A 26,815-nucleotide genomic window follows, 5' to 3' on the forward strand; every position below is an offset into this window, starting at 1 on the left:
AGGAGACAGTCAGGCGTATGGCAGATGTATGACAGTAAGGCCGGCGGCTTTGAGAGCGGCCCTCATTTCGACTTGATACCGACAGATTGATGACGGAGTTGAACGAGCTGCGTCGACAGCTGCAGTTGTCGCACCAGCGTGTGCTGATCTGGGTGAGTGGTGAGGCTGGCTGGTGTCGTGAGCAGCTGAAAGGCCCCTTGTCGATGTGGCTGCAGGGGCGCGGGGTTTTGGTTGGGCGCGATTCGATTGCGGGAATACCGGCATTCGAAGCGCGTCAGGTATCGGCATTGCTGGGGCAAACGCTCGATTTTGCCGTTGTTGATGCCTTTGCCGGCTTTAATCCCAATACCTTCGGTCAGCTCTGTGGGGCTGTTGAGGGGGGTGGGTGCGTGGTCTTGCTGACGCCCTCGCCTGATGAGTGGGTTCGCTACGCGGACCCCGAATACGCTGCATTGTGTGTCGAACCTTACCGTCCTGATCAACTGCGCGGTCAATACCTGGCGCATTTGGTGCGCGTCTTGGGCAGTGCCGATGAGCGTGTGTACTGGCCTCAGGCGGGGGCGCCGGTCCTGCCGTTCCTGCCGGGAGTGGAGGCGGCAGGCGTGGGGGTGCCGCCCTGTCGCAGCCAGGATCAAGTGGCGGCGGTGGAACAGGTACTGGAAACGGCTGAAAAAAGGCAAAGCCCGCTGGTGTTGAGTGCAGACCGGGGACGCGGCAAGAGCGCCGCTTTGGGTATTGCGGCCGCTCGTTTGTTGCAGGCGGGCAAGCGCGTGGTCGTGACGGCTTTCTCTCGAGAGGCGATTGGCTCTCTGCTGGAGCGGGTCGAGGTGCTGGCCCCAGAAGTGGTTGAGCAGCTGGATTATTACCGACCGGATGAGCTGCTGCAGGCGGATGTCCGAGCCGACCTGCTGCTGGTGGATGAGGCGGCGGCGATACCGACCCCCCTATTGAGTCGTTTGCTGGAGCGCTACCCTCGTGCGGTATTTGCGACCACCCTGCACGGTTACGAGGGTAATGGTCAGGGATTTGCGCTCAGGTTTCTGCAACAGCTGCGTAACCGCTACCCCCGTTGTCGGGAGTATCGTTTGTACACGCCCATTCGCTGGTCGGCTCCTGATCCGCTGGAGCGCTTGAGTCATCGGATGTTGCTGTTGGATGTGGATGTGGGGGATCTGACCGATACGGAGGGCGAGCCGGCAGTCGTGCGCTTGACGCAGGCTGACCTGGCACAGAATACCGAGCAGCTGCGCCAGTTGTTTGGCCTGTTGGTCCTGGCTCATTACCGGACGACGCCCGGAGATCTGCGCATTCTGCTGGACAGTCCGAACATGCGTGTCTATCAGATTTCGACCCGAGGCGTGCCGGTTGCCTGCGCGCTGGTTGCCGAAGAAGGCCCCTTGCCGGTTGAACTGGCGCAGTCGGTTTGGCAGGGGCGGCGGCGCCCGCGCGGCCATCTGCTGCCTCAAACACTGATTGCTCAGGAAGGCTGGCTGGAAGCCGCGCCCTGGCGGGCATTGCGGATTGTACGGATTGCCGTGCATCCGAGTATGCGGGAACGAGGGATAGGGCGTCGCGTCCTGCAATCGATTGAGCAAGAGGCCAGGGCCGAGGGGGTCGACTACCTGGGGGCCAGTTTTGCCGCCAGTGAGGCCTTGCTGGGGTTTTGGCAGCGCAGCGGTTTTTGCCCCGTGCGCTTGGGTGAGCAGCGTGACCCGGTTGCGGGTACTCATGCACTGCTGGTGCTGAAAGCGCTGACGGCCCGTGTCGAGGACTGGTTGCCGCAGGCGCAATGCTGGTATCGGCGCAGTGTGTTGCAGCGTGTGCCGGGAACGCTTCGGGATCTGGAAGCGGAGCGTCTGCCAGCCCTTTTGCGGATGACGGTGCGTGAAAGGGTGGTGCCGTTAGCAACGATGCAGCGTCTGCGCGGTTTCAGTGAAGCGCAGCGCAGTCTGGAAAGCAGCCTGCTGCCCTTGTGCGACTTGATTGAAGCCAGTGTGCAGGATTGGGATGACTGGCAGCTGTCGGTGTCTGATCAGCGCTTGTTGTGCGACCGTATTCTGCGCCAGTTGCCGCCGGCTGCGGTAGTGGAGCCGGCGGGCAAAAAGGCACAGCTGGCGCGACTGCGCCTGTTGTGCGGGCTTTTGTTGCTCAGGCTTTCTGCAAAATCACCATCAATCCCTTGATACTGACGCCGTTTTCAAATCGAAGAGGGAAGGGGTTCAGCAACTTGATCGTGAAGTCGTATTGTGCCGCTAGCCTTTCGATATGTTGCAGGCTGTGGCGGTAGCGCCCCGAAGCATGCAGGCTGATCTCGTCAGGACCTTCGTGCTGCTCGACCGTGAACGCGAACAGCCCCTGTGGCGCCAGAGCGCCAGGCAGTGCGGCTAGAATCGGCTGCAGATCGCCCGTATAGATCAGGACATCGGTTGCCGTAATCAATTGGGTGGCCGTCAGAGTGGGCAGGTAGTCCAGCAAAGGACTGCAGCTGAGGGCATCATAGACGTGCTTATCGGCTGCCAGTTGCAGCATGCGGGGCGACAGATCGCAGCCCTGCAAGTGGCGGATCGGCAGTTGGCTGCGCAGCTCTCGACCACAGAGTCCGGTGCCGCAGCCCAGATCGGCGGCGCTGACAGGGCGATTCGCGGGCATAATCCTGGCCAGTTGTCGGCATAGCTCAACGGGTGCGTTGTATCCAAGCTGCTGCTGCAGTCGTGATTCGAACTGATCCGCGTGGGTGTCGTACAGTGTGCGAACATAATCGGCGGGTGCTGCGGCGGTGCAGTCTCCGCGTATGGCGTCCAGCATGTGCCGTACCCCCGAGTTGTCCGGTGCCGCCAGTGCGGCCGCCTGGTAAATAGGCGTGGCGGCGACGGCAAACCCCTCCTCGGCGATATAATCCGCCATCCTGATCAGGGTTTGCGGGTCAGAGTCCTTCGAGGTCCAGCGCTCAATGACAGTCTGGGCATTCTCTGTCAGGCACAGGTTGAGTGCTCGCTCCGATTCCACCTCTAAAGTGTCAGGTAATGTGGTCAGCAGGTCGAGGGCGGCCTGATAGTGCTGCAGGTGGCGTTCGGCGACAGCATGGCAGAGCCGGGCTTCGATCTGCCTGGCCAGGACCGGGTGCGCGTACATGTGATCGCAAATTTCCGGCCAGCGTTCAAGCTGTTCTAAGGCGCCCAGCAGATTAAGGTGGAAGGCTTGCTCACGTGGCTGTAGCTGAATGGCTGTGCGGCAGGCGTTCACGGCCTGTTCCTGTTTGCCTCTGGCCTGGAGTACCAGTGCCAGGTTATTGAAGGCCTGGGCCTTGAATGCCGGCGCGGGGTTCAGGCGACTAGCCTTGGTCAGCTCTTTGGTGGCGGCAAGCTGGTTGCCGTTCTTGAACTGGATCAGCCCGAGCAGGTGGCGAGCGTTGAAGTCATCGGGTCGTTGCGCCAAATGTTGCCGACAGATGGCGCAGGCAGCTGTGAATGCGCCCTGATTCATCAGCGCAAGCGCTTCATTGAGACTGGGTAATGACATGATGAACTCGTTGAAAAAAGTACAAAAGCTGGAGCGATACTAGACAAGACGGCGCGAAATGCCAATGTCTGCTTGAGAGGGCGGGTGAGGGATGTTGTGCCGGTAACGAGGGCGGGTAACCGAGCGGATGGCCCGGCTACCCGTGGTATCAGCTGACCTGACGGGTGCTGTCGGCCTGCTTCAGGACTTCCTGCTGTGCAGCCAGGGCTGCCTTGGCATTGGCCTTGAACTGGGCCGCTTCCAGGTCGTGCTTGTTCAGCAGCTTGTAAAAATCGGTGCGGTTGCGCTGTGCAATGCGGGCGGCGTGGGTGACGTTGCCTTCCGTGATCTGCAGTACCTTGATCAGATAGCGTCGCTCAAAGTCGGCGCGAGCCTCGTTGAACGACGGAATCACCCGTTCCTGATTGGTCAGTGCCTTGGATACCAGCCCTTCTGGAATGATCGGAGAGGGGCTGAGCGCCACAACCTGCTCCATCACGTTCTCCAGCTGTCGTACGTTGCCGGGCCAGGCGGCCTGAGCCAGCAGGTGGAGCGCGCCTGGCGAAATGCCTCGAACCTTGCGATTGTGCTTGCGTGCCGCCTGAGACAGAAAGTGGCGTGCCAGCAGAGGGATGTCCTCCGGACGCTCTCGCAGTGGCGGCAATTCCAGGTTGACGACATTGAGGCGGTAGTACAGGTCTTCCCTGAATTCCTGACTCAGCATGGCGGACTCAAGGTTGCGGTGAGTCGCTGAAATGATGCGTACGTCTATCGGCATGCTCTGGGTGGAGCCGACCGGGCGAATGGTACGTTCCTGCAGGGCGCGTAACAGTTTGACCTGGAGGGTGGTTGGCATATCGCCAATTTCGTCCAGAAACAGTGTGCCGCCCTGGGCCGCGCGAAACAGGCCGTCGTGCTGATTAACGGCACCGGTAAAGGCTCCCTTGGTGTGGCCGAAGAGTTCGGACTCCAGCAGTTGTTCCGGCAGCGCACCGCAGTTGATGGCGACAAAGGGCTTGTCGCTGCGCGCGCTGGCCTGGTGAATTGCCTTGGCGACCAGTTCCTTGCCGCTGCCGCTGGGGCCGGTGATCAGGACGCTGACATCCGAGGCGGCTACGCGCTGTGCCTGGTCCAGTACATGCTCCATGCGGTCGCTGTGACTGATGATACCGGCACGCCAGCTTTGGTCCTGGCTGCGCTGTGAGCTTTTGAGGGCGGCACGGACGGTATCCAGCAGGTGCTGCTTATCGATCGGTTTGGACAGAAAGCCGAAAACGCCTTTCTGGGTTGCCTCTACCGCTTCAGGGATGGAACCATGCGCGGTAATGATGATGACGGGCAGGTCGGGGCGTTCCTGCTGAATGCGAGAAAAGAGCGTCAGGCCATCCATGCCATCCATTCTCAGGTCTGTGAGTACCAGGTCAAAGCTGTGTTGGCGAATCAGGCTCAAGGCCTTTTCTCCGCTTTCGGCACAGCTGATCTCGTAACCGGATGCCTGCAGCCGTAGTTCCAGCAGTCTCAGCAATGCGGTATCGTCATCGACCAGCAGAATATTGGGGGTTGACGTCATCTGTCAGTGCTCCTCACGCTGTCGCGTTATTTGTCGTTCCAAATCAGTCAGGGCGTCTACCTGACGCTGTAGTTCATCGACCTGTCGTTCCAGGGTGTACTGCTGGTCCAGCAGGTTCAGCTGCAGCTGCAGCTGGCGGGTGCGCACCTGAACATACTGCCCCGCGCTGCAGGAGGGGCTGATCTTGAGTGTGCTCAGGTATTCCAGCGCTCGCTTCAATTGCTCGGGGGATTGCCCGGGCGCACTGAGCAGAAGCGCATGTAATGTGGTTTGCTGTCTCTTTTCGGCTTCAATAAGAAGCTTGCGCTTCTCATCAAGTGTAGACGAAATGTAACGATGCTCGTAATCAAGCCATTTGATGACCTGCGCATTTTCGTCGGCGCAGGGGTGAAGCTGTTCTTCGCTATTGTCTGGGGTGTGCGAAACCGGGCGCTCCAGAAGCTGGCAACCCGATAGAAGCATCATCAAGATACAAAATAAAAACTGACGCATCGCTTCAATGTTCCAGAGATGGTAAAAAAAGGCTGAATGCTACCCAGCCGTCACTGTTCCGGCTGACCAGCAGTTTGGCGTTTAATGCGCTGCTGGCCTGAGCCGCTATGCTTAATCCGATTCCTGACCCCTTCAGTGGGCCGCGCCGGCGATTCTTGCCCTGATAGAAAGGCTCGAACAACTGGGGGAGATCGGCGTCTGGAATCTGAGGGCCCGTATTGGCGACCTCCAGCTCCAGTACCGAACCGGTTTGGGAGGTTGTGATGCAGATGACGCCGCCCTGATTTGAATAATGCACGGCATTTGAAATCAGGTTTGTCAGGATGCGCTGCAACATGTGAGAATCAGTAATCCAGCCGTCGATATTATTAAGTTCCAGCTTCAGCTGCAATTGTTTTTGCTCTATTTGCAACTTGAACGGTGTAATTATGCGCTCCAATAAAGAAGGTAATGCTACCGTTTCCTTTTGCAGGCGGTGAGGCTGCTGTAAGCGATTGTAATCCAACAGTTGTTCGATTAACTCCTGCAGGGTAATACTGTTTTGCTGCAGCAGGTGAACGATCTCCTGCTGATTTTGAGTAAGCGGTCCTGCCAACTCTTCCGATAAAATATCGGCCCCTTCGCGCAAGGTGGTTAATGGCGTTTTTAATTCATGGGAAATATGGCGTAAAAAGCGCGCTTTATCCTCTTCGAGTCCTGAAAGGCGATCTGCCAGCCAGTTCAGTTGCTCGTTGACCTGAACCAGTTCAAGGGGGCCGGACAAGTAGGGAGACGGCGTACGTTCTCCTTCGCCCAGAGCTCGAATATGCTTGATCAAGTGTTGCACCGGGCGGTTGATGCGGGCGCTGAAAAACAGAATCAGTATTGTGGAAGCCAAAATCAGAGCGGATGCCTGCCAGACAGTACGCTGCTGTTCGGCTTTGACTTGTTGCTCAAGTTCAGACAGTCGAGAGTTGAAGGCTTGGTCGGTTGCGTGGATCAGGCTCTGGGTGGCGGTGATCAATGCGTCCAGGTCGGCAGGTTCAAAGCGAGGAGCCGTGTCCTGGTCCGATTGCAGCTGGATGTTGTCCAGCAGGGTCTTCAGCTTGGCCGCGCTGTCAGTGAGCCGTGTCGGTAGCTGTAGCTGCTGCAGCAGAGTGCGGTAGTTCTGCAGTTGATGTGTCAGGCGGTCGCGCAGTTCTGATCGTTTGACGATCTCATACTGACGGGCCGAGCGGGTGATGTCTTCAGCCAGAGTGCGCAGCTCTTCAGTTTGTTGGCTGCTTTGCAGCATTTCGCGGGCCAGCATGCGAGCGCGATCAGATTGATCGACCAGGGCGTTGCCTGATTGGAAAATCAGGATGGCAAGTGGGATCGCGGCGAGAAAAAAAGCCAGTAATACCAGTTGCTTGAGCGAATGAGTGTGCCATTTGAAGCGGATCATCAGTTATTTGTCGTGTAACCGAGGTGGTTGCAACGTTCCTATTGTCAAAAATATCCGCCTTGCGGTCTCGACCCCTGCTTGCTTTGGGAGGCGCGGTGCCTGAGATGAATGCATAGCAAATATTGTGCCTTTTTTGTGAAAGTTCTTTTTTATCAATTAGATAGGTTTTTTTAAAGAGGGGTAATACGATTCAGTTTATACAAGCTGTAAGTGTTATGGCGACACATTTGTTGTGAAAACTATAAAGTCCTTTAATATCAAAGGGTTGCAATGTCTCCTTTTGGATACTTTATTGTTGCCTTGGTTGTACAGGTGTGGGGCTTACATAAAAAAGTCGTGCTTTTAATACAGCTGTTGACTCATGCTGGGGCAGCGTTTTGATTTAACCATCAAGGCGGTAGAATACGGCGCTGAATATTAGACCTCCAAACAGGCGTTCCAAATAGCGGGGTAGGAGTGGATGCGGTTTAAATGGATGCCGGTACTGGGCGTCATTATGCCTTTACTGATGAGCGGCTGTGCACAGCAGTCGGTCAAATCCGGTGCGGCCGGGCAATTGGTACGCGGGACTTTAAGCAAGGAAGGAGAGGTTTATCGATTTTCGGCCTGTGGCTCGACGGATGTATTGAATGCCGAGATTGCGTCCGATGTGTTAATACAAGAGCATGCCGCCCAGAGTTTGGGTGAGGGATGGCCGGTTTATGTAGAGGCCTGGGCGGGTGCGGGAGTGGCACCGCTGGTGCTGGAACAGCCGCTGGTGATCGGAGGGTCGCTGGCGGCCTGTGAGTACACTCTGCCGGGCATCGAATTGCGGGCAGTGTCTGATGATGGGCGTGTGATTATCGATCTGCGTGATCATCATGTGCGGGTACAGTACCCGGAGCGACTGTTGCAGTTGGGTTTTGAGCGGCCCGAGGTGGAGCGCAAGGCTCAGAGCCGGCGCTGGCAGCAGGTCATGGTCAGCGGTGGCGGACATAAGGAACACCAGCTGTCGCTGGAGGTCGAGTCTCGCGCCTGTCGGGGAAAACTGGGGGCCTGGTATGCACTGAGCATGGACGCTGAAGTAAACGGTGTTTATGCGCGGGGCTGCGCTCGCTTGGGTGATCTGGAACACTGGCCGCTGCGCAATGCTTATGCAACGCCTGACAGTATCAGCACCCGACGCCTCAGCTTGACGTTTGAACGCGATGGCCGCTTCCGTTTGGTTGAGGATTATTTGAACAACCAGCCGGTGATGGAGCATTTGGGACGCTGGGAGCGGGTGACGGCCGCAATGGTCAGGTTGTACCCGGATGAGCAGGGGCAGCCGTCAGTCAGTTTCCGTTTGGGCACGGGAGGAGAGCTGGTGCTGGAGGGATTTCATCCGGCCTACGGGCGTGCGCTGGAACTGCAGCCAACGGGAGCCATGCTGAGAGTCTCCAGTGGCGAACTGGACTGGTGGCGCTGAGCGCTGACGCTCCTAGTCGTCGAGCAGTAAATCCCGTGCCTCGTTAACACGCGCCGCCAGCCAGGCACTGCCCTGGCGATCCGGGTGCAGTTTCTGAATCAGGTGGCGATGGGCGCGAATGATCTCCTCCCGGCTGGCGTTGGGCTGCAGGCCCAGAATTTCCAGAGCCTCGCCCCGTGTCATTGTGCCGGTATTTCGAGCGCCGTGTTGTTGATCGGACCGCTGGTGTCGTTGCTGGCGCGCCTGCCAGGCGCGAGCCAGAGTTGGAAACAGGCGCAGCAACAAGGGCAGCAGCTGTTTCAGGAAGGGCAGGGTCAGTGCAATCAGGGCGCCCAGCCAGTGCATGCGGCCGGTGATGGCCAGATACAGCAGGCCGAGAGTCATCAGTAGCAGGATGGCTTTCCAGCCTGCGCTGCGGCGCTGCTGCGGTGGACGTGTTTGCCACCAGTACCAGCTGCCCAGTGCGATGATAGCGAACAGTACCAGTCCAAGAGGGTGCATCCGGTTTCCCCATGTATTATGACGGACGGGTACTGTACCTTGACTGGCTGAATTAGCCAGTCGAACCGATATAGCGATCGCGCTTGCGGGCTTTCACCTTTTGGGTGTCGACCAGTACCAGACCGTCGATACAGTAGTTGAAGTCTGCATCAACGCCAAAGTCAAGAAAACTGACCCCGCCCGGCTCGCAGAGTTCACTGTATTGCTTGTACAGTGTCGGTATGGAGACACCCAGGAAGTCGAGTTGTTCGCGCAGGCGGCTGAAGTCCTCGCGGTAGTCGTCGCCTGTAAACAGCTGTTGAATGGTTGCTTCCGCATCGCTATCCAGCTGGTAAGGGCTGCGGGAACGCGCCAGCCAGGCGGAATCGGGAAAGTAGTGGCGGTAGAACCAGACCAGTAGATCGCGCGCGCGCTTGGGATAGCTGTTACTCAGACTGACCGGGCCGAACATGTATCGGACTTCGGGATGGCGACGCAGGTAGGCACCGATGCCGTACCAGAGATAGTCCAGAGAACGTTTGCCCCAGTAGCGCGGTTGAACAAAGCTGCGCCCCAGCTCAATGCCCTGCTTGAAGATATCCTGCATCTGTTCGCTGTAATTGAACAGGGATTCGCTGTACAGCCTGTACTCGGCGTCCTGCACACGTTGGCAGCCTTCACCGATGCGGTAGGCTCCGGCAATTTCAAGATCTTCCTCGTCCCACAGGATCAGATGGCGGTAATACTGGTCATAGCGGTCCAGATCGCGCCGTTCGCCGGTGCCCTCGCCAACCGTACGGAAGGCAACCTCACGCAGGCGGCCGATCTCCTGCATGACAACGGAATCGGCGTGATAGTCGAACAGGTAGATTTTCTTGCCGTCAGCGGTTTCGCCCAGCAGCTCCGCTCGTTTCAGTTCCTGCTTGAGTGCCTGACGGTCCTGTGGGTGGGCGATGGTTTTTTCGGTTAAAAACAGCGGAGGCTTGTTACGCGCAATGCGGTACAGGTGCTTTTTGAGCAGCCTGGCCTTGTCACGATTGGAAACCGGCAGGGCATCCAGCTGGCTGAAAGCGATGGGTTCGCCGATACGCACCGGAAGTGTCACCGAGTGCTTGTTGAACATTTCCCGGGCCAGCATCAGCGTTGACATGGATTTGTTGATGTACGACAGGCCATAGAACAGGGGGGAGTTTTTGCCACCCAGATAGACCGGCAGGATAGGGGCATTGGCCTTACGGGCAAAATGGATAAAGCCGCTGTTCCATTTGCCATCCTTGATACCGGTGAAGCCGGCGCGAGATACTTCACCGGCCGGGAAGACGATCACGGCTTCATCGTTTTGCAGTGCTTCGACAATGCGTGCGATGTTGGCCTTGCGGGTGCTCTTGCCCAGGTTGTCCACGGGCAGAAAGAGGCCCTGCAGGGTGTCAAAATTCATCAAGACATCGTTGGCGATGATGCGCACATCCCGGCGGACTTCGCCAATCAGCTTGAGCAAGGCCAGTCCGTCAAGTGCGCCCAGAGGGTGGTTGGCAATAATGACCACGCGACCGGAGGAGGGGATGTTCATCCGCTCCTTGTGACTGATGGTGTAGCTGAAATTGAAATAGTCCAGCACCTCGTCGACAAATTCGAAACCACGGCTGCCCTTGTGCGTATCCAGGAATCGATTGATTTCCTGTTCTCGCACCAGGTGGCGCAGGCAAAAAAGGGTCGAGCGGCGAACCGGGGCGGGTTTGTGCGCGAAGGCGGGGTATTTGTTAACCAGCACCTGTTCAACATCAATCTGCATGTTCTGTCACCTCTATCAACTGAGATCTACACTATGGCGATCAGGTGACACCGGGGTGACCGCAAGATGACTGCCCTGTTACAGTAGGGGGGCTCTGTCAGCGGCTGGCCGGGCGTGACCGGATGAGTCCGGTTGCGCGAGAGGGCGGCTGCCGACTTGCTCCCGGGCACGTTTCGTGCGTGAATAGCCGCTCTGTACATACCGTGTAAGCCGATGAAATCAGTAGTTTCTGTCAGTCATAGCCTTCCTTTGCCTCGCAAAATTATCCATCTGGACTGCGATTGCTTTTTTGCCGCCGTAGAGATGCTGGCGCATCCCGAGTGGCGTGATGTGCCTCTGGCGGTGGGCGGGGCCGTCGAGCGGCGCGGCGTGATATCAACCTGTAACTATCCCGCACGCACTTTCGGCGTGCATTCGGCCATGTCCAGTGCCCGAGCACTGAAGTTGTGTCCGCAGCTGAAATTGATATCGGGAAATATGGCGCGTTATCGCGAAGTATCAGAGCAGATTTTTGCCATTTATCGGCGTTTCTCTGATCAGATCGAACCGGTTTCTCTGGATGAGGCTTATCTGGACGTAACCGGGAGCCGGTTATGCGATGGTAGTGCGACGCGCATTGCCGAAACGATTCGGCAACAGGTGAGGGACGAAACCGGCATTGTCGTGTCGGCCGGCGTGGCGCAGAACAAATTTCTGGCCAAGGTTGCCAGTGACTGGAATAAGCCGGATGGACTCTGTGTGATCACGCCCGAGCAGCAAGGCGAGTTCGTGGCACAGCTGGATGTGAAAAAGATTCCCGGTGTGGGGCCGCGCACCCAGGAAAAGCTGATGGGGCTGGGGGTCGGGGTATGCAGCGAGCTGCAGTCCTTGCCGCTGATTGAGCTGCAAAACCATTTTGGCCGTTTTGGTGAGCGCTTGTGGCAGTTGTCACGGGGAGAGGATGATCGAGAGGTGCGCACGCACCGTGAGCGCAAGTCGGTCAGTGTCGAGCACACGTTCAGCCAGGACTTGCCGGATTTGGCGGCCTGTCTGGATCAGCTGGAGTCACTGATGGATGATCTGAATACGCGTTATGAGCGCCATCGTGAAGCGCGGCAGATTTTGGGAGCGGTTGTGAAAATCAAGTTCAACAATTTCTCGCAGACGACCGCCGAGTGCCGAGCCGAGCAGCCGCACAAGGGCGTGTTTGCATCGCTGATGGAAGAAGCCTGGCTGCGTGGTGCGCGGCCGGTCCGTTTGCTGGGATTGGGGTATCGGCTGGGGCCTCGGGAGGGGGAAGCGGAAGCCGAGCAGCTTCCGCTGTTCTAAATCAGCCCTTGCGTTCCAGCGGTTGAGCGTCGAACTGAATACCGTCCCAGCCGCAGCGGATGAAGTTGCGGATGTTGCCGTGATCGCTGCCGTCCGGCGTGTTCAGTACATCGCGGTAGAAACGGCCAAAACAGGCCAGGGTTTGAGCCTGGTTCAGCTGCATGAGTCGGCCAAAACCGAAAATTTTACAGGACCCTTCATTCTGGCCTGCATCGTTGCGTAGTTCGTCGTTTGTGAAGGCGCAGGGAGTGTAGTTGAAGTACTCGCTGATGACGGCCTGAGTATCTTCAAAGTCCAGGCTGTCATCCTGGCCGATACGGGCGGCAAACGCTTCCGGTGTCATGGCAATAATCCTCTATTAACATGGGTGCATCGTTCAAGGCGATGCATTATGCCGTGAGTGGCCGCCATTGCACAGGGCGAACCTCCAGCTGGAGCAGGCATCGAATCAGTTCCGTTTGTGTGGCGTGGCAGCCCTGGCGCTGACAGCGGTCAATGACGGCACCACTGATTTCGTCCAGCTCCAGCGGGCGGCCCTTCTCCCGGTCGACCAGCATGGATGTTTTGATGGCGTCAAACTGGCTGATCAGAGCAAACATGTCGTCGATATCCGCTTCGCTCAGGCTCACATCATCTGCGCGGGCGGCGATGGCCGTTTCTTGCATCATTGCGTAGACGGTGCGGCCCAGAACGGGGTCAGCCGTCAGGCTGCGTGTATCCAGACCGGTCAGGGCGCTGAGCGGATTGACGCCATTGCTGAGCGGATTGACGCCATTATTGATAAGCAGCTTTTTCCAGAGCTCATAACGGATGTCGGGTGTAATGCGGGCAGGAATGTGTGCCGCATTGAGGGTCTGGGCCAAAGCCTCCAGAGCAGTATTGGACTCCGCCTGTTGGGGCCAGTGCCCCATGACTATCTGTGCCGGGCCTTTTGCTTCAATGTGCCCGGGGGCAATGATGTGTCCGCCAATTCTGACGGCGAGCCCGCCCAGTGTCCTGGCGTTGCCTAACGCGGCTGCAATCATCGGTTCGTTGTCCACACCGTTCTGCAGGGAGAGAACCGGTGTCTCGGCTCTGTTCAGCCAGTCTGCCGCCAAGGTCAGCCAGTCTGAAGTTGCGCCGGATTTGAGTGCCAGCATGATCAGGTCATACTCGGCGCAGGCATGTTGCTGCATGAGTGGTGTCATGGCTTGGGCATCGACCGCCCGGTTGAAGTGCAAGTCTTCGTGCACGACTTTCAGGCCGTGGCGCTGCATCCTTTCCAGATGAGCGCCCCGTGCAACAAATGTCACTTGATGCCCCGCTTCAAGCAGGCGTGCGCCATAGTAGCAGCCGATACCGCCGGCACCGACAATCAGAAATTTCATCCTTCGTCTCCCTTTAACGGATACTCCGGTTTTACCTCAAAAACCGGCTGGATTAAACCGGATGTAATGGGAATACAGGGCCCCATGGATGCAATGGGTCGTTGTCAGGGGGGCGAAAGGGGGCAGGGAAAGTTGAGTGCTGGACTATAGTGTCAGGACAGCCGTTTTTCTTGTCCGCACGAAAGCCTTGATGCTTCGTGCTGCGAACGCAATCTCGAATATAACTGTGAGTAGCGGGCTGCCGGCCGTAGCCGGCAGCCATCAGGGCGAACCGAGAAGTGGCTCGTTTTACTTGATGCGCATGCCGGGTTGAGCGCCGTTATGGGGCTCCAGAATCCACAGGTCTTCACCGCCCGGACCAGCAGCCAGTACCATGCCTTCAGAAACACCGAACTTCATCTTGCGCGGTGCCAGGTTGGCCACCATGACGGTCAGCTTGCCTTCCAGGTCTTCCGGCTTGTAGGCAGACTTGATGCCGGCGAACACGTTGCGCGTCTCGCCACCCAGGTCCAGAGTCAGACGCAGCAGCTTGTCGGCGCCTTCTACGTGTTCAGCCTTGGCGATCTTGGCAACACGCAGGTCGACCTTGGCAAAGTCTGGGAATTCGATGGTATCGGCCACCGGTTCCTTGCTCAGTTCGGTGGCTTTGGCAGCGGGCTTGGCGGCAGCGATCTGAGGCTGAGCCTGCAGACTCTGTCTGGAGTCTTCGATCAGCGCTTCGATCACTTTTTCATCCACGCGCTGCATCAGCGGCTTGAACTTGTTGATCTGCTGATCCAGCAGCGGCTGTTCGATTGCATCCCAGGCCAGAGTGTCGATATTGAGGAACTCGCACGCTTTCTCGGCCACTTCCGGCAGTACAGGTGCCAGGTAGCTGATAATGACGCGGAACAGGTTGATGCCCATGCTGCAACAGGCCTGCACTTCAGCTTCCTTGCCTTCCTGTTTGGCCAGTACCCAGGGTTCGGCAGTGTCGATGTACTGGTTGGCCTTGTCAGCCAGGTGCATGATTTCGCGCATGGCGCGGCCATATTCACGCTTCTCGTAAGCGTCGGCAATCACGTCTCCCAGGGCAACGGCTTCCTGATACAACTCTGGGTTAGCCAGGGTAGTGTCCAGCTGACCATCAAACTTCTTCTTGATGAAACCGGCGCAGCGGCTGGCGATGTTGACGACCTTGTTGACCAGGTCGGCATTCACGCGCAGGCGGAAGTCGTCCAGGCTCAGGTCGATATCGTCAATGCCTGAGCCCAGCTTGGCGGCGAAGTAGTAACGCAGGTACTCCGGCTGCAGGTGCTTCAGGTAAGTCTCGGCCATGATAAAGGTGCCGCGTGACTTGGACATCTTCTGGCCGTTGACGGTCAGGAAACCGTGGCAGAATACGCCGGTCGGGGTGCGGAAGCCTGCACCCTTCAGTTCGGCCGGCCAGAACAGGGTATGGAAGTAGGCGATATCCTTGCCGATGAAGTGATACAGCTCGGTATCGGAACCTTCTTGCCAGTATTCGTCGAAATCAACGCCGTTCTTGTCGCACCAGTTCTTGAAGCTGGCCATGTAGCCGATCGGTGCGTCCATCCAGACGTAGAAGTACTTGCCCGGAGCGTCCGGGATTTCGAAGCCCCAGTAGGGTGCATCGCGGGAAATATCCCACTCCTGCAGGCCGGATTCGAACCACTCGTTGAGCTTGTGGATCATCTGACTCTGTACGTGTTCATTGACCCAGTTGCGCAGGAATTCCTCGAAATCGCCCAGTTTGAAGAAGAAGTGCTCGGACTCTTTTTCAATCGGCGCCGCGCCGGAGATGGCGGAGTAGGCGTTCTTCAGCTCGGTGGGCTGGTAAGTAGCGCCACAGGCTTCACAAGAATCACCGTACTGGTCCTTGGCGCCGCATTTCGGGCAATCGCCCTTGATGAAGCGGTCCGGCAGGAACATGTTCTTCACCGGATCGTAGGCCTGAGTGATGGTGCGGCGGGTGATATGTCCGGCGTCACGCAGGCGCTCGTAGATCAGTGTCGAGAAGTGACGGTTTTCTTCCGAGTGGGTGGAATAGTAATTGTCGAAGTTGACCATGAAGCCGGCGAAGTCGCGCTGGTGCTCAGCGCTGACCTGGTCGATCAGCTCCTGTGGGCTTTTGCCCATCTGGTTGGCCTTGAGCATAATCGGCGTACCGTGGGCATCGTCGGCACAGACGTAGGTGCAGTCATGACCACGCTGTTTCTGGAAGCGAACCCAGATGTCGGTCTGGATATACTCGACCAGATGGCCCAGATGGATGGGGCCATTGGCATAGGGCAGGGCACTGGTGACAAGAATCTTGCGCTTGCTGTCGGACATCGTTGGCTCTGAGTCGGTTGAAAAATAAAGTGAATCATTCTACGCCGGATTGAACGCCGAATGAAGGCTGCCGGTGCCTGTGCTAAAATCCGCGGCCCTTGATGTCCATTCCCGTTTGATCCCTGTGATCACCAAAGCAAGTATAGAGGTAGCCGATGGCCCTTCCCCGTGTGGAGCCGGAACAGTACGACGCCTTGTTGGCGGCTAAAAAAGCCCGTATCGAAGCGCAGTTTGCCGAGTTTGATCTGCCTGAGGTCGAAATCTTTACATCGCAGCCGGAGCACTATCGTCTGCGCGCCGAGTTTCGTACCTGGCACGAAGGGGATGACCTCTATTACGTCATGTTTGATGGCGACAAGCGTACGCCGGTCAGGCTGGACAGCTGCCCGATGGTGTCTGAGCGTATCCATGACGTGATGTTCAAACTGCTGGATGTGATCCGCCCCGACCCCGTGTTGCGCTTTAAGCTGTTCCAGGTGGATTTTCTCAGCACTCTGTCCGGCGAGCTGCTGGTAAGCCTGCTGTACCATCGCCAACTGGACGATGAATGGGTCGAGCGGGTCAAGCCGCTGCGTGAGCAGTTCAACATCGATATCATCGGTCGTGCACGCAAGCAGAAGATTCTGCTGGATCGCGACTTCGTGGTGGAAGAGCTGAACATCAACGGACGGGCCTACCGCTACCAGCAGACCGAGAACGGCTTCACGCAGCCCAACGGACATGTCTGCGAAAAAATGATCGAGTGGGCGATCGACTCTACTGCCCATGCCGGCGGTGATCTGGTCGAGTTCTACTGCGGTAACGGTAACTTCACTCTGCCGCTGGCGCAGAACTTCCGCCGTGTGGTGGCCACCGAGATCTCCAAGGTGTCGGTACGCTCTGCGGAATGGAATATCCAGGAGAACGGCATCGACAATATCGACGTGTTGCGCATGCCGTCGGAAGATCTGTCACTGATCCTCAAGGGCGAAAAGACCAGCCGCAAAGTGCAGGGGCTGGCGCTGGAGGAATGTGACTTTACTACTGTGCTGGTGGATCCGCCGCGCTGTGGTCTTGATGAGCACACGGTGGCGCAGATCTGCGAATACCCGCACATCCTCTACATCTCCTGTAACCCGGAAACACTGCACGACAATCTCAAGCAGATCAGCAAAACGCACCGGCTGGAGCGGTTTGCGATTTTTGACCAGTTCCCGTACACCGATCACCTGGAGTGCGGTGTCTATCTGACCCGTCGCTGAGCAGGCTGATGATGAAAGGAGGTTCCATGTTGTATTTCTGGCTGTCATTGGCATTTGTCGCCGGCATGATGATGCCGCTGCAGGCAGGGGTGAACAGCACTCTGGCCCTGCATGGCAATGGCGCGGTCTGGGCCTCCGGGATCTCGTTTTTGATCGGCACGCTGACCTTGCTCGGGGTGGTTCTGGCGATGCGTTATGAGGTGCCCTTGCCTGCGCAGTTGAAACAGGCTCCCTGGTGGGCCTGGACCGGCGGCTTCATGGGGGCGCTGTTCGTGGCGACCGGTGCCTTTCTGGCCCCGCGCATCGGTGCTGCCACCATGGTGGCACTGCTGGTTGCCGGACAGTTGATCATGTCCGTGATTCTGGATCATCTGGGATGGGCGACTTTTCCGCAGCATGATATCAATCTCGGCCGCATTCTGGGCGTACTGTGCCTGTTGGTCGGCGTAGTATTGATCCGGATGAACTAACGTTCCGGAAGAGGAAAACGGTGATATAGCTGTACTTCAAACCGCTCGATTTGGAAAAGCTATCAGCCTCACTAAAAAGATCAATTTGAGGTTCTGCTCGGCGCTATCTATACCTGTATACACACACTCATGTGGGCAAACAGCTTTTGTGGCGACGTGCCTGCAACAGCGGGAGATAGCAATGAGCAATCACAACGATAACGCCACGGCCGGCGGAGGCTGCCCGTTCATGCACGGCGCCAAAACCCGTGCTGGGAGCCAGGGCACCGCCAATCAGGATTGGTGGCCAAACCAGCTGAACCTTGGAATTCTGCACCAGAACAGCCGTCGAGCTTCTCCAATGGAGCAAGGGTTCAATTATGCCGAGGCGTTCAAGACCCTTGATCTGGCGGCGGTCAAGCAGGACCTTTATGCGTTGATGACCCTCTCGCAAGACTGGTGGCCGGCGGACTATGGCCATTACGGACCGCTGTTTATCCGCATGGCCTGGCACAGTGCCGGGACCTATCGCATCGGTGACGGACGTGGGGGTGCCGGGACCGGTAATCAACGCTTTGCGCCCGTGAACAGCTGGCCGGATAACGGTAACCTGGACAAGGCACGACGACTGTTGTGGCCGGTCAAGCAAAAATATGGCGACAAGTTGTCCTGGGCCGATTTAATGATATTGGCGGGCAACTGTGCGCTGGAGTCGATGGGGTTCAAAACCTTTGGCTTCGGGGGCGGGCGTGAAGATATCTGGGAGCCGGAAGAGGATATCTACTGGGGCCATGAAACCGATTGGTTGGGTGATCAGCGCTATACGGGTGACCGTGAGTTGGAAAGTCCGCTGGCCGCCGTGCAGATGGGGCTGATCTACGTGAACCCCGAAGGCCCCAATGGCGAGCCGGACCCGCTGGCCTCGGGGCGGGATATACGTGAAACGTTTGCGCGTATGGCGATGAATGACGAGGAAACCGTGGCGCTGGTCGCCGGGGGGCACACGTTTGGCAAGTGCCATGGTGCCGGCAGTGCAACTCACGTGGGGCCTGAACCCGAGGCTGCGCCACTGGAAGCCATGGGACTGGGCTGGCTGAGCAGTCATGGCAGCGGCAAGGGACGTGATGCCATTACCAGCGGAATTGAGGGGGCTTGGACGCCCACACCGACACAGTGGGACAACAGCTATTTCGATACCTTGTTCGGCCATGAATGGGAAAAGGTTAAAAGTCCTGCCGGTGCCTGGCAGTGGCGTCCTGCAGGCGGTGCCGGTGCGGACAGCGTGCCGGACGCCGAGGACCCGACCGTTCGGCACGCCCCCATGATGACCACGGCTGACCTGGCCCTGCGCTTCGACCCTGTTTACGAACCCATCTCACGTCGCTTTCAGCAAGACCCCGCCGCGCTTGCGGATGCCTTTGCGCGGGCCTGGTTCAAACTGACCCACCGTGATATGGGGCCGCGCTCGCGTTATCTGGGACCGGAAGTGCCGGATGAGGCGCTGATTTGGCAGGACCCTGTGCCAGCGGTCGACCATGAACTGGTCAGCGAGCAGGACTGTGCGGCACTCAAGCAAACCTTGTTGAGTAGTGGACTGTCGACCGGCGAACTGGTTTCAACGGCCTGGGCTTCCGCCGCCACCTTCCGAGGCTCGGATATGCGGGGTGGCGCCAACGGCGCACGTATCCGCCTGGCACCGCAAAAGGATTGGGAGGTCAACCAGCCGTTACAGCTGGCGCGAGTCCTGCGTACGTTGGCAGGCATTCAGGATGATTTTAATCGAGCCTGTACGGGTAACAAGCGGATATCGCTGGCCGATCTGATCGTGCTGGGGGGCTGTGCCGCGATTGAACAGGCGGCCGGGAAGGCCGGGGTTGATATCAAGGTACCCTTTATGCCGGGTCGAACCGATGCCGAACAGGCGCAGACGGATGTGGAGTCGTTTGCCGTTCTGGAACCCCGGGCTGACGGCTTTCGCAACTACCAGCAGCAGGACTATGGTCGGCCGGCCGAAGAAATGCTGCTGGACAAGGCGCAGCTGCTGACACTGAGTGCGCCGGAGATGACGGTGCTGATTGGCGGGATGCGTATGCTGGAGACGAATGTGGGGGCGTCATCTCATGGTGTGCTGACCCGGCGTCCGGGGGTTCTGAGCAACGATTTCTTCAAGAATCTGCTCGACATGAATACGGTTTGGACACCGATCTCGGCAGCGGCTGAAGTCTTCGAGGGGCATGATCTCAAAAGCGGCGACCTCAAGTGGACGGCAACTCGGGTTGATCTGGTGTTCGGCTCCAACTCCCGGCTGCGGGCTCTGGCGGAAGTCTATGGCGCCGTTGATGCTCAGCCGCACTTCGTACGGGATTTCGTGGCGGCCTGGAACAAGGTGATGAATGCCGATCGCTTTGATCTGGTATAAATAATGTCTGGGTGAGCGGTGGCGACCGCCCATCCGGGGTGCGAGTCTTAGCCCTTGAACCCTTTGCCGACCACGTACACTTCACGGGAGCGTGCGCGGGAGGCTTCGGGTTTGCGGATCAGAACAGTATCGAAATGCTCGCGGACCTGTTTGACGAACGCTTCATAGCCTTCGCCCTGGAAGGCCTTGGCGACAAAACTGCCCTTGGGCTTGAGAACCTGCTGGGCCATATCCAGTGCCAGTTCAATCAGATAGATGGAGCCGGCCTGGTCGGCAGCGGCAACCCCACTCAGATTGGGAGCCATATCGGAGATGACGACATCTACCGGGCGCTCATCAATCACCGTCATGATTTCGTCGAACACACTCTCTTCGGTAAAGTCACCCTGGATGAAGTCCACATCGGGCAGGGCATCCATGGGCAGAATATCCGATGCGATCACCTTGCCCTTTTCGCCGACCAGTTGCGATGCGATTTGCGACCATCCGCCCGGTGCCGAGCCCAGGTCGATCACCAGCATGCCGGGCCTGATCAGTTTGTCCTTCTCGTTGAGCGCCAGCAGTTTGTAGCTGGCGCGGGAACGGTAGCCGTCCTTTTGTGCCTGTTTGACGAAGGGGTCGCTGACGTGCTCTTTGAGCCAGCGGGCGCTGCTTTTGGAACGGGCCATAGTGTGCAAAAACCATCATTGTGACTGAACAGCCTATTGTACGTGCGGCCATGCCGACACGCCAAGGCCTGCCTGACTTCCTTTGGGGGCAGGTTTATAATGCCGACCTTGGTAACAGGTGGGACAGGCATGAAACTGGATCTGATCAAAAAGCTGCAGCAGAAAAAATATCGTAATGAAACCGGGTACTGCCTGGTTGAAGGTGAGCATCTGGTGCTGGAATTACAGAAAGCCGCCGAGCTGCAGCCGGGGTTGCGTGCCGCCGAGTTATATCTGACAGATCAATACGCGGACTGGTCGACCGACTTCAAAACGCACCCGGTAACCGGCAAGCAGATGAGTGCAATCAGTGCCACCAAAAGCCCGCAAGGAATTGTAGCAGTGGTGCCGATGGCGGCCATGCGTCCCGTATCGACCGGTGCCAGTGAGGTTGCTGTATACCTGCATGAAATTCAGGACCCCGGTAACCTGGGTACGATTTTGCGTACTCTGGCCTGGTTTGGCGGTTACCGCTGCTTGCTGAGCCCCGGCAGTGTTGACCCCTTTAACCCCAAAGTCATTCGCGCCAGTATGGGCGCCATCTTTCACGTACCACTTGAATTGGATGTGGCGCTGGAGTCTCTGGGCGAGCGCTTCGCAAGCATCGGTGCTCTGGATATGCAGGGGGAGGTACTGGAGTCCGCGTCATTCAGAGCATGCGACTGTTATCTGTTTGGCAATGAGGCCCGCGGGGTACCCCGTGAACGATTGGCATCGCTGAATGCGCAGGCCTTTACCATACCCGGGACCGGGCTGATCGAGTCCCTGAATCTGGGGACGGCTGTTGGCCTCTGTGTCTATGAGCGCCAGCGCTGACCCGGACGAATTCAAACAGCCGGCCATTCGCCATCTGGCATGGCTGTGCCGCGCCCCTCAGTTGTATCGCGGGGCACCGACCTTTGTCCCACGGGACTGGCTGCCGCCGGATTATCGGCAGCAGCTGCACCACTGGGATCATGCCCCCGAAACCTTGCCTGAGCTGCTGCAGGGGGCGCCTGCCCGCCGTCTGGGGCATTATTTTGAGCAGTTGTATGCCTGCCTGTTGAGCGACCTGCTGGGCTGGCCGCTGCTGGCTCGGAACCTCCCGATACGTGACAGTTGCCGTACGCTGGGTGAACTGGACTTTCTGGTGCGCAATCTGCGCCTGAATCGCGTGGAACATCATGAAATCGCGGTCAAGTTTTATCTGGGACACCGGTCGGCCGAGTCCGGCCTGGTGCGCTGGTACGGTCCCGACAGCCGAGATCGGCTGGATATTAAAACCGAACGGCTGCTGACCCATCAGACTCGGCTGACAGCCTTGCCCGACACTCGAGCCGCCATGCGAGCGCTTGGTATTCAGACACCTCCAGTGCCTTTCCTGTACATGCCCGGATATCTGTTCCAGCCCCTGCGTGAGGACCTGCCTGTACCCGAACAGGTCGATTCTGACTATGCCAGCGGGCGCTGGTGCTACCCCCATGAAGTCGACAGCCTGGAGCCTGAGGGGTGGGTGTCCTTGCACAAACCTCACTGGCTGGGGCCTTGGTGCCAGACTGTAGCGCCTGAAACCGGTCGGTTGCAGCAGGCAGCTGCCGAAGTGGCAAGCACGGGACGCGCCTGCCTGCTGGGGCGGCTGGTCCGAGGCATAACGGGGTGGGTGGAAACAGAGCGTCTCTTTATTGTATCGAACGATTGGCCGACAACGCCTTCAAAGGACTCTCGGGGCAGGGTGAAGTCAGCCGCCTTGATCGAACAGTCACAGTAGGCGTCTATAGTGTACTTGACGGTGCCGTTGCGGCGTTTTGGCGCCAGGTCTGATCGATAGTCGCTGCGAACTGACCAGAGGTGCCTGGCCGAGATGCCGGCCGGGGTTGAGAAAATGAATTAATAGAACTGCGGTCTAATTTACATTCATACATGTATGCATGTAAGATCGCGGTTTGCCTTTCAATCATCGGGATTATTGTGATGAAGACACTAGTTACCCAAGGGCGAGTTCTCTTCCTGAGCTGTATGGCGCTGATGCTGACCGCATGTGGCGATGAGGCCGATCAGGCTGCTGCGGGAGGCGCGCGTCCATTACCGCCGGTTATGACCGATGTGTCCCGTATCGAGCGCCAGGATATCGCGCTGAACAAAACCTACTCGTCGTTGCTGCGCAGTGACAACGAGGTCACGCTGGTTGCCCGTGTGACCGGCACGCTGGAAGCGCGCCAGTTCGAGCAGGGCGATCAGGTCACCAAGGGGCAGGTGCTGTACACCATAGAACCTGAACAGTATCAGGCACAAGTCAAGCAGCGTGAAGCCGACTTGCAGAGTGCCCGAGCCGAACTGGCGCGTGCCGGTCGTGATGCTGCCCGTTACGAGCAGCTGCTCAAGCGCAGCTCGGTCAGCCGTCAGCAATACGATCAGGCACTGGCCGAACAGCAGGTTGCACGTGCTCGAGTAGCTCAAGTAGATGCCGCTCTGTCCAGTGCACGTATCGATCTGGGCTATACCCAGGTTGAAGCGCCTGTTGATGGCCGCATCGGTCTAAGCCAGGTTAATGTGGGTAATCTGGTGAGTCCCGGTACTGAGCTGGTGACGATTACGCCGCTTGACCCGCTGGAAGTGCGTTTCCAGATGCCACAGAAAGATGCGCTGGAGCTGCGTGATCAGTTGGCCCAGGATGATATCAATCAGATTCACGCCACGCTGGAAGTGATGGGCCGTGAAGGGGTGCCGGCAACACAGCTGAAAGGCGGACTCGACTTCCTGGGTGTACGTGTTGATACACGCACCAGCACCGTGCAGGCATCGGCCAGCTTTGCCAACCCTGATGCCAAGGTTCTGCCGGGACAGTTTGCCCGTGTCAGCATCGAAGGCCTGAAGCGCTACGATGTGCTGGCGGTGCCGGAAGTCGCGATTACCCAGGGGCTGATGGGGCCTCAGGTATTTGTGGTGGATGAGGAAGGCAAAGCTCGCGCTCGCACTGTCGAGCTGGGTGAAGTCGCCGGTGAACTGCAGATTATTTTGAGTGGCCTTGAAGGCGGTGAGACCGTTGTCAGCGGCGACCCATCAGGTATCAAACCGGGTACGCCGATCAAGCCCAGGACTGAAGCGACTGCGACCGAGCAGGGTAATGACGCATGAATTTCGCCAACTTTTTCATTAAGCGACCGATATTCGCCACGGTGCTGGCGATTATCCTGACCTTGATCGGGGTCGTCAGCCTGCGCGTGTTGCCGATTGAGCAGTACCCGAGCGTGGTGCCGCCCAGTGTCTCCGTGCAGGCAACCTTTCCGGGTGCCAACGCCGAAACGGTCGCTCAGACCGTAGCCGCGCCGTTGGCCGAGGCGATCAACGGGGTCGAAGACATGATTTACATGACTTCGACCAGCGCCGATAACGGTCTGATGTCTATGGAGGTGTCATTCAATATCGGCACCGATGGCGACATGAACACCGTTAACGTCAACAACCGGGTGCAGAGTGCCCTGTCGCAGCTGCCGGACTCGGTACGGGCACAGGGTGTGAAAGTGGAGCAGCGTTCCAACTCGATCCTGATGCTGCTGGCGCTGATATCACCGGAAGGTGATTACGACAACGTCTACATGCAGAACTACGCGACCCTGAATATTCTGGACGAACTGCGCCAGATTCCAGGGGTGGGTGCGGCTGAAGTGCTGGGTGGCGGTGAGTTCGCCATGCGTGTCTGGATGGATCCGGAAAAGCTGGCCCAGTATGATCTGACGCCGACCGAGGTGGCACGTGCCATTCGGGCACAGAACACCGAAGTGCCGGCGGGTAACCTGGCGGGCACGCCGCAGGGTGAGCCGCGTGCCTACACCTATACCGTAAATGCCGGCGGGCGTCTGTCCACGGCGGACGACTTCCGTAGTATCTATCTGCGCACCAATCCGGATGGCTCTGCACTGCTGCTGAGAGATGTGGCGCGTGTAGAACTGGGTGCTTCCTTCTATGGCGTTGAAGCACGTTTGGACAGTGCCACCATGGCACCCATCGTGATCAACCAGCAGCCGGGTGCCAATGCTCTGGCCACCGCAGACGCGGTGAAGGCAAAAATCGATGAATTGTCCGAGCGTTTCCCGCCGGGACTGGAGTACGAAGTCCCGTATGATACGACGCTGTTCATCACGGCTTCCGTGGACACGGTGATCGCGACTTTCATTGAAGCCTTCCTGATCGTGGGCGTGATTCTGTACGTGTTCTTGCAGAACTGGCGCTTCACCGTCATTGCCATGTCCGTGGTCCCCGTTTCTGTAGTGGCGACCTTCGCCGGCTTTTACATGTTCGACTTCTCGTTGAACCTGCTGACGCTGTTCGCGCTGGTACTTTCCATCGGTATTGTGGTGGATGACGCCATACTGGTGGTGGAAAACGTTGAGCGTGTACTGGCTGAAGATGACAGTCTCAGTGTGCGCGAAGCGACCGTCATCGCGATGAAAGAAGTCGGCGGACCGGTTATCGCCACGTCGTTTATCATGGCGGCGGTGTTCGTGCCGGTTGCCTTCCTTGGCGGCTTTACCGGCCAGATCTATCAGCAGTTCGCCTTGACCGTAGCCATTTCCGTTGCCTTCTCGGCATTGATGGCCTTGACGTTTACACCGGCCATGTCGGCGGTATTCATCAAGCATCACAAGCCCGGCGAGCACGAAGGTGCGTTCATGCGTGCGTTCCATGCACCGCTGCGCTGGTTTGATCGCGGTTTCGGTGCGATAACGGCTTTCTATACATGGCTGGTGGATGTTCTGGTACGTCGCTGGGCACTGGCGCTGCTGCTGACAGCCGGGTTCTGCTACGGCTCCTGGTGGATGTTTGCCAATACGCCGACCACACTGGTACCGCAGACCGACCAGGGTATCGTATTGGTCAGTGTACAACTGCCGGATGCGGCTTCACTGCATCGAACCAACGATTACATGGATGCGGTCAGCAAGCAGATTCAGGATATCCCGGGGGTTGCCCACGTAGCGGCTGTTGCCGGTTACGATGTGCTGACCAGTGCGGTTAACAGCGCACGTGGTGTTATGTTCGTGAGCCTGCGTCCCTGGGAAGAGCGTGATCTCAAGGTGGATCAGTTGATTGGTCAGATCATGCAGATTGGGGCCATGACGCCGGGTGGTAGCGCGATGGCATTTAACATGCCGCCGATCATGGGCTTGTCGACAACCGGTGGCTTTACCGGCTACCTGCAGTCCTATGCCGGTGCTTCTCCGGAGGAACTGTACCAGGCATCGGTCAAGGTGATGCAGGCTGCCGCCCAGCATCCGGCCCTGAACCAGGTGTTTACAACCTTTAACGTGAATGTGCCGTCCTACCGTGCCGATATCGACCGTCAGAAGGCGTTGAGCTATGGCGTGGCACTGGAAGACCTGAACGCAACCCTGTCCAACACGCTGGGTAACGGATTTGTGAACTACTTCAGTTACCAGAACCGTAACTTCCAGGTGTTTCTGCAGAACGAAGACGAATACCGCAAGCAGCCGGATGATTTGAACAACATCTTCGTGCGCAGTGGCAACAATGGCGAACGCATTCCGATGTCGGAGCTGGTGACGCTGGAGCGTCAGTTGGCACCGGCCGTAGTATCACGCTTTGGCGTCTATCTGGGTGCCCAGTTCCAGGGGGGTCCGGCACCGGGTTACAGTTCTGGTCAGGCTATTGCCGCTATGAACGAAGTGGTCAAGGAAACTCTGGGTGATAACTGGGGCATGGGTTGGACGGGTACGGCTTATCAGGAAACCACTGTCGGCAACACGGCGTCTCTGGCGGTGGGCTTCGGCATCCTGATGATGTTCCTGATCCTGGCGGCTCAGTATGAAAGCTGGTCACTGCCGCTGGCGGTTCTGACAGCGACACCCTTTGCGTTCTTTGGTGCCGTTGGCGGCATCATGATGCGCAGCCTCGAAGTGAGTGTGTATGTCGAAATCGGGGTGCTGGTGGTGGTCGGTCTGGCGGCCAAGAACGCGATTCTGATCGTCGAGTTTGCCGAGCTTCAGCGTCGCGAACTGGGCAAGACGATTCGTGAAGCGGCCGTGACGGCAGCCGAGTTGCGTTTCCGCCCGATCGTGATGACATCGTTGGCCTTCATCCTGGGTACCTTGCCGCTGGCGCTGGCGACCGGTGCCAGTGACACCAGCAGCCACCATATCGGGACGGCGGTATCCGTCGGCATGGCGTCGGTAGCGATTATCGGTAGCTGCTTCGTGCCGACTTTCTATGCCATGATCGCGTCGGTATCCGAATGGCTGAGCCATAAGCGAGGCGTGAAAGAAGCGCACTGATACTGACGATTCCAACTGC

20 protein-coding genes are annotated in these 26,815 nt (G+C 58.0%); 10 read left to right on the top strand and 10 right to left on the bottom strand.

The genetic code is table 11. The features are described 5' to 3' along the window. Nucleotides 1–89 precede the first annotated feature (89 nt). On the top strand, nucleotides 90–2,183 hold the full coding sequence (locus H1S06_RS04990) for a tRNA(Met) cytidine acetyltransferase TmcA (protein WP_181737846.1): 2,094 nt from the start codon (nucleotides 90–92) through the stop codon (nucleotides 2,181–2,183). Here the strand turns inward: H1S06_RS04990 and H1S06_RS04995 are convergent. The 4 genes from H1S06_RS04995 to H1S06_RS05010 all read right to left on the bottom strand — a co-directional run bounded on the left by H1S06_RS04995 (nucleotide 2,149) and on the right by H1S06_RS05010 (nucleotide 6,983). Next, nucleotides 2,149–3,519 carry a class I SAM-dependent DNA methyltransferase gene (locus H1S06_RS04995; protein ID WP_181737848.1) on the bottom strand — a complete coding sequence of 457 codons (1,371 nt, stop codon included), beginning with the start codon at nucleotides 3,517–3,519 and terminating at the stop codon, nucleotides 2,149–2,151. The two genes, H1S06_RS04990 and H1S06_RS04995, sit on opposite strands and share 35 nt — an antisense overlap. A gap of 148 nt (nucleotides 3,520–3,667) precedes the next feature. After that, nucleotides 3,668–5,068: a sigma 54-interacting transcriptional regulator gene (locus H1S06_RS05000; RefSeq protein WP_181737850.1), complete on the bottom strand. Its 1,401-nt coding sequence runs from the start codon at nucleotides 5,066–5,068 to the stop codon at nucleotides 3,668–3,670. Between the two features lie 3 nt (nucleotides 5,069–5,071). Then, nucleotides 5,072–5,533: a hypothetical protein gene (locus H1S06_RS05005; RefSeq protein WP_181737852.1), complete on the bottom strand. Its 462-nt coding sequence runs from the start codon at nucleotides 5,531–5,533 to the stop codon at nucleotides 5,072–5,074. Nucleotides 5,534–5,564: 31 nt separating this feature from the next. After that, the gene (locus H1S06_RS05010; protein ID WP_181737854.1) at nucleotides 5,565–6,983 is read right to left on the bottom strand and encodes a sensor histidine kinase; all 1,419 of its coding nucleotides are present in this window, start codon (nucleotides 6,981–6,983) and stop codon (nucleotides 5,565–5,567) included. A gap of 460 nt (nucleotides 6,984–7,443) precedes the next feature. Between H1S06_RS05010 and H1S06_RS05015 the strand changes: the two genes are divergently transcribed. After that, entirely contained in the window at nucleotides 7,444–8,430 is a 987-nt protein-coding gene (locus tag H1S06_RS05015) for a hypothetical protein (RefSeq protein ID WP_181737856.1), read from the top strand. Between the two features lie 12 nt (nucleotides 8,431–8,442). Here the strand turns inward: H1S06_RS05015 and H1S06_RS05020 are convergent, their stop codons facing one another. Next, nucleotides 8,443–8,931 (bottom strand): DnaJ domain-containing protein, encoded by a 489-nt coding sequence (locus H1S06_RS05020; protein WP_181737858.1) that lies wholly within the window; start codon nucleotides 8,929–8,931, stop codon nucleotides 8,443–8,445. Between the two features lie 52 nt (nucleotides 8,932–8,983). Next, a complete protein-coding gene (locus H1S06_RS05025) occupies nucleotides 8,984–10,702 on the bottom strand; it encodes a lysophospholipid acyltransferase family protein (RefSeq protein ID WP_181737861.1) in 1,719 nt (572 codons plus the stop codon). Between the two features lie 213 nt (nucleotides 10,703–10,915). Between H1S06_RS05025 and dinB the strand changes: the two genes are divergently transcribed. After that, complete coding sequence (gene dinB, locus H1S06_RS05030; protein WP_181737863.1) at nucleotides 10,916–12,010, top strand: DNA polymerase IV; 1,095 nt, start codon at nucleotides 10,916–10,918, stop codon at nucleotides 12,008–12,010. Nucleotide 12,011: 1 nt separating this feature from the next. Here dinB and H1S06_RS05035 read toward each other — a convergent pair whose 3' ends face one another. From H1S06_RS05035 to metG, 3 genes are all read right to left on the bottom strand, one after another. After that, the gene (locus H1S06_RS05035; RefSeq protein WP_181737865.1) at nucleotides 12,012–12,353 is read right to left on the bottom strand and encodes a HopJ type III effector protein; all 342 of its coding nucleotides are present in this window, start codon (nucleotides 12,351–12,353) and stop codon (nucleotides 12,012–12,014) included. Between the two features lie 46 nt (nucleotides 12,354–12,399). Next, nucleotides 12,400–13,377, bottom strand: coding sequence for a ketopantoate reductase family protein (locus H1S06_RS05040; protein WP_181737868.1), 978 nt, complete (start codon nucleotides 13,375–13,377; stop codon nucleotides 12,400–12,402). A gap of 288 nt (nucleotides 13,378–13,665) precedes the next feature. Then, on the bottom strand, nucleotides 13,666–15,711 hold the full coding sequence (gene metG, locus H1S06_RS05045) for a methionine--tRNA ligase (RefSeq protein WP_181737869.1): 2,046 nt from the start codon (nucleotides 15,709–15,711) through the stop codon (nucleotides 13,666–13,668). A gap of 155 nt (nucleotides 15,712–15,866) precedes the next feature. Between metG and trmA the strand changes: the two genes are divergently transcribed. From trmA to katG, 3 genes are all read left to right on the top strand, one after another. Beyond that, the gene (trmA, locus tag H1S06_RS05050) at nucleotides 15,867–16,952 is read left to right on the top strand and encodes a tRNA (uridine(54)-C5)-methyltransferase TrmA (protein WP_181737871.1); all 1,086 of its coding nucleotides are present in this window, start codon (nucleotides 15,867–15,869) and stop codon (nucleotides 16,950–16,952) included. 26 nt (nucleotides 16,953–16,978) lie between these two features. Then, nucleotides 16,979–17,422, top strand: coding sequence for a DMT family transporter (locus tag H1S06_RS05055; RefSeq protein ID WP_181737873.1), 444 nt, complete (start codon nucleotides 16,979–16,981; stop codon nucleotides 17,420–17,422). A 181-nt stretch (nucleotides 17,423–17,603) separates the two neighbouring features. Further along, entirely contained in the window at nucleotides 17,604–19,820 is a 2,217-nt protein-coding gene (katG, locus tag H1S06_RS05060; RefSeq protein WP_181737875.1) for a catalase/peroxidase HPI, read from the top strand. A 47-nt stretch (nucleotides 19,821–19,867) separates the two neighbouring features. On the opposite strand, the gene rlmE is transcribed toward katG, so the two are convergent. Then, nucleotides 19,868–20,488, bottom strand: a complete 621-nt coding sequence (gene rlmE / locus H1S06_RS05065; protein ID WP_181737877.1) for a 23S rRNA (uridine(2552)-2'-O)-methyltransferase RlmE — start codon at nucleotides 20,486–20,488, stop codon at nucleotides 19,868–19,870. A 129-nt stretch (nucleotides 20,489–20,617) separates the two neighbouring features. Between rlmE and H1S06_RS05070 the strand changes: the two genes are divergently transcribed. The 4 genes from H1S06_RS05070 (at nucleotide 20,618) to H1S06_RS05085 (ending at nucleotide 26,796) form a co-directional block, all read left to right on the top strand. After that, entirely contained in the window at nucleotides 20,618–21,343 is a 726-nt protein-coding gene (locus H1S06_RS05070) for a TrmH family RNA methyltransferase (RefSeq protein WP_181737880.1), read from the top strand. Beyond that, entirely contained in the window at nucleotides 21,327–22,274 is a 948-nt protein-coding gene (locus H1S06_RS05075; RefSeq protein WP_181737882.1) for a DUF1853 family protein, read from the top strand. The genes H1S06_RS05070 and H1S06_RS05075 overlap by 17 nt, the downstream gene beginning before the upstream one ends. 203 nt (nucleotides 22,275–22,477) lie before the next feature. After that, nucleotides 22,478–23,641, top strand: coding sequence for an efflux RND transporter periplasmic adaptor subunit (locus H1S06_RS05080; protein WP_181737883.1), 1,164 nt, complete (start codon nucleotides 22,478–22,480; stop codon nucleotides 23,639–23,641). Then, on the top strand, nucleotides 23,638–26,796 hold the full coding sequence (locus H1S06_RS05085) for an efflux RND transporter permease subunit (protein WP_181737885.1): 3,159 nt from the start codon (nucleotides 23,638–23,640) through the stop codon (nucleotides 26,794–26,796). Before H1S06_RS05080 ends, H1S06_RS05085 begins: the two co-directional genes overlap by 4 nt. Nucleotides 26,797–26,815: the final 19 nt, after the last annotated feature.

The sequence above is a fragment of the Marinobacterium marinum genome (assembly GCF_013868415.1).
In the GTDB taxonomy this organism is placed as follows: Bacteria; Pseudomonadota; Gammaproteobacteria; order Pseudomonadales; family Balneatricaceae; genus Marinobacterium; species Marinobacterium marinum.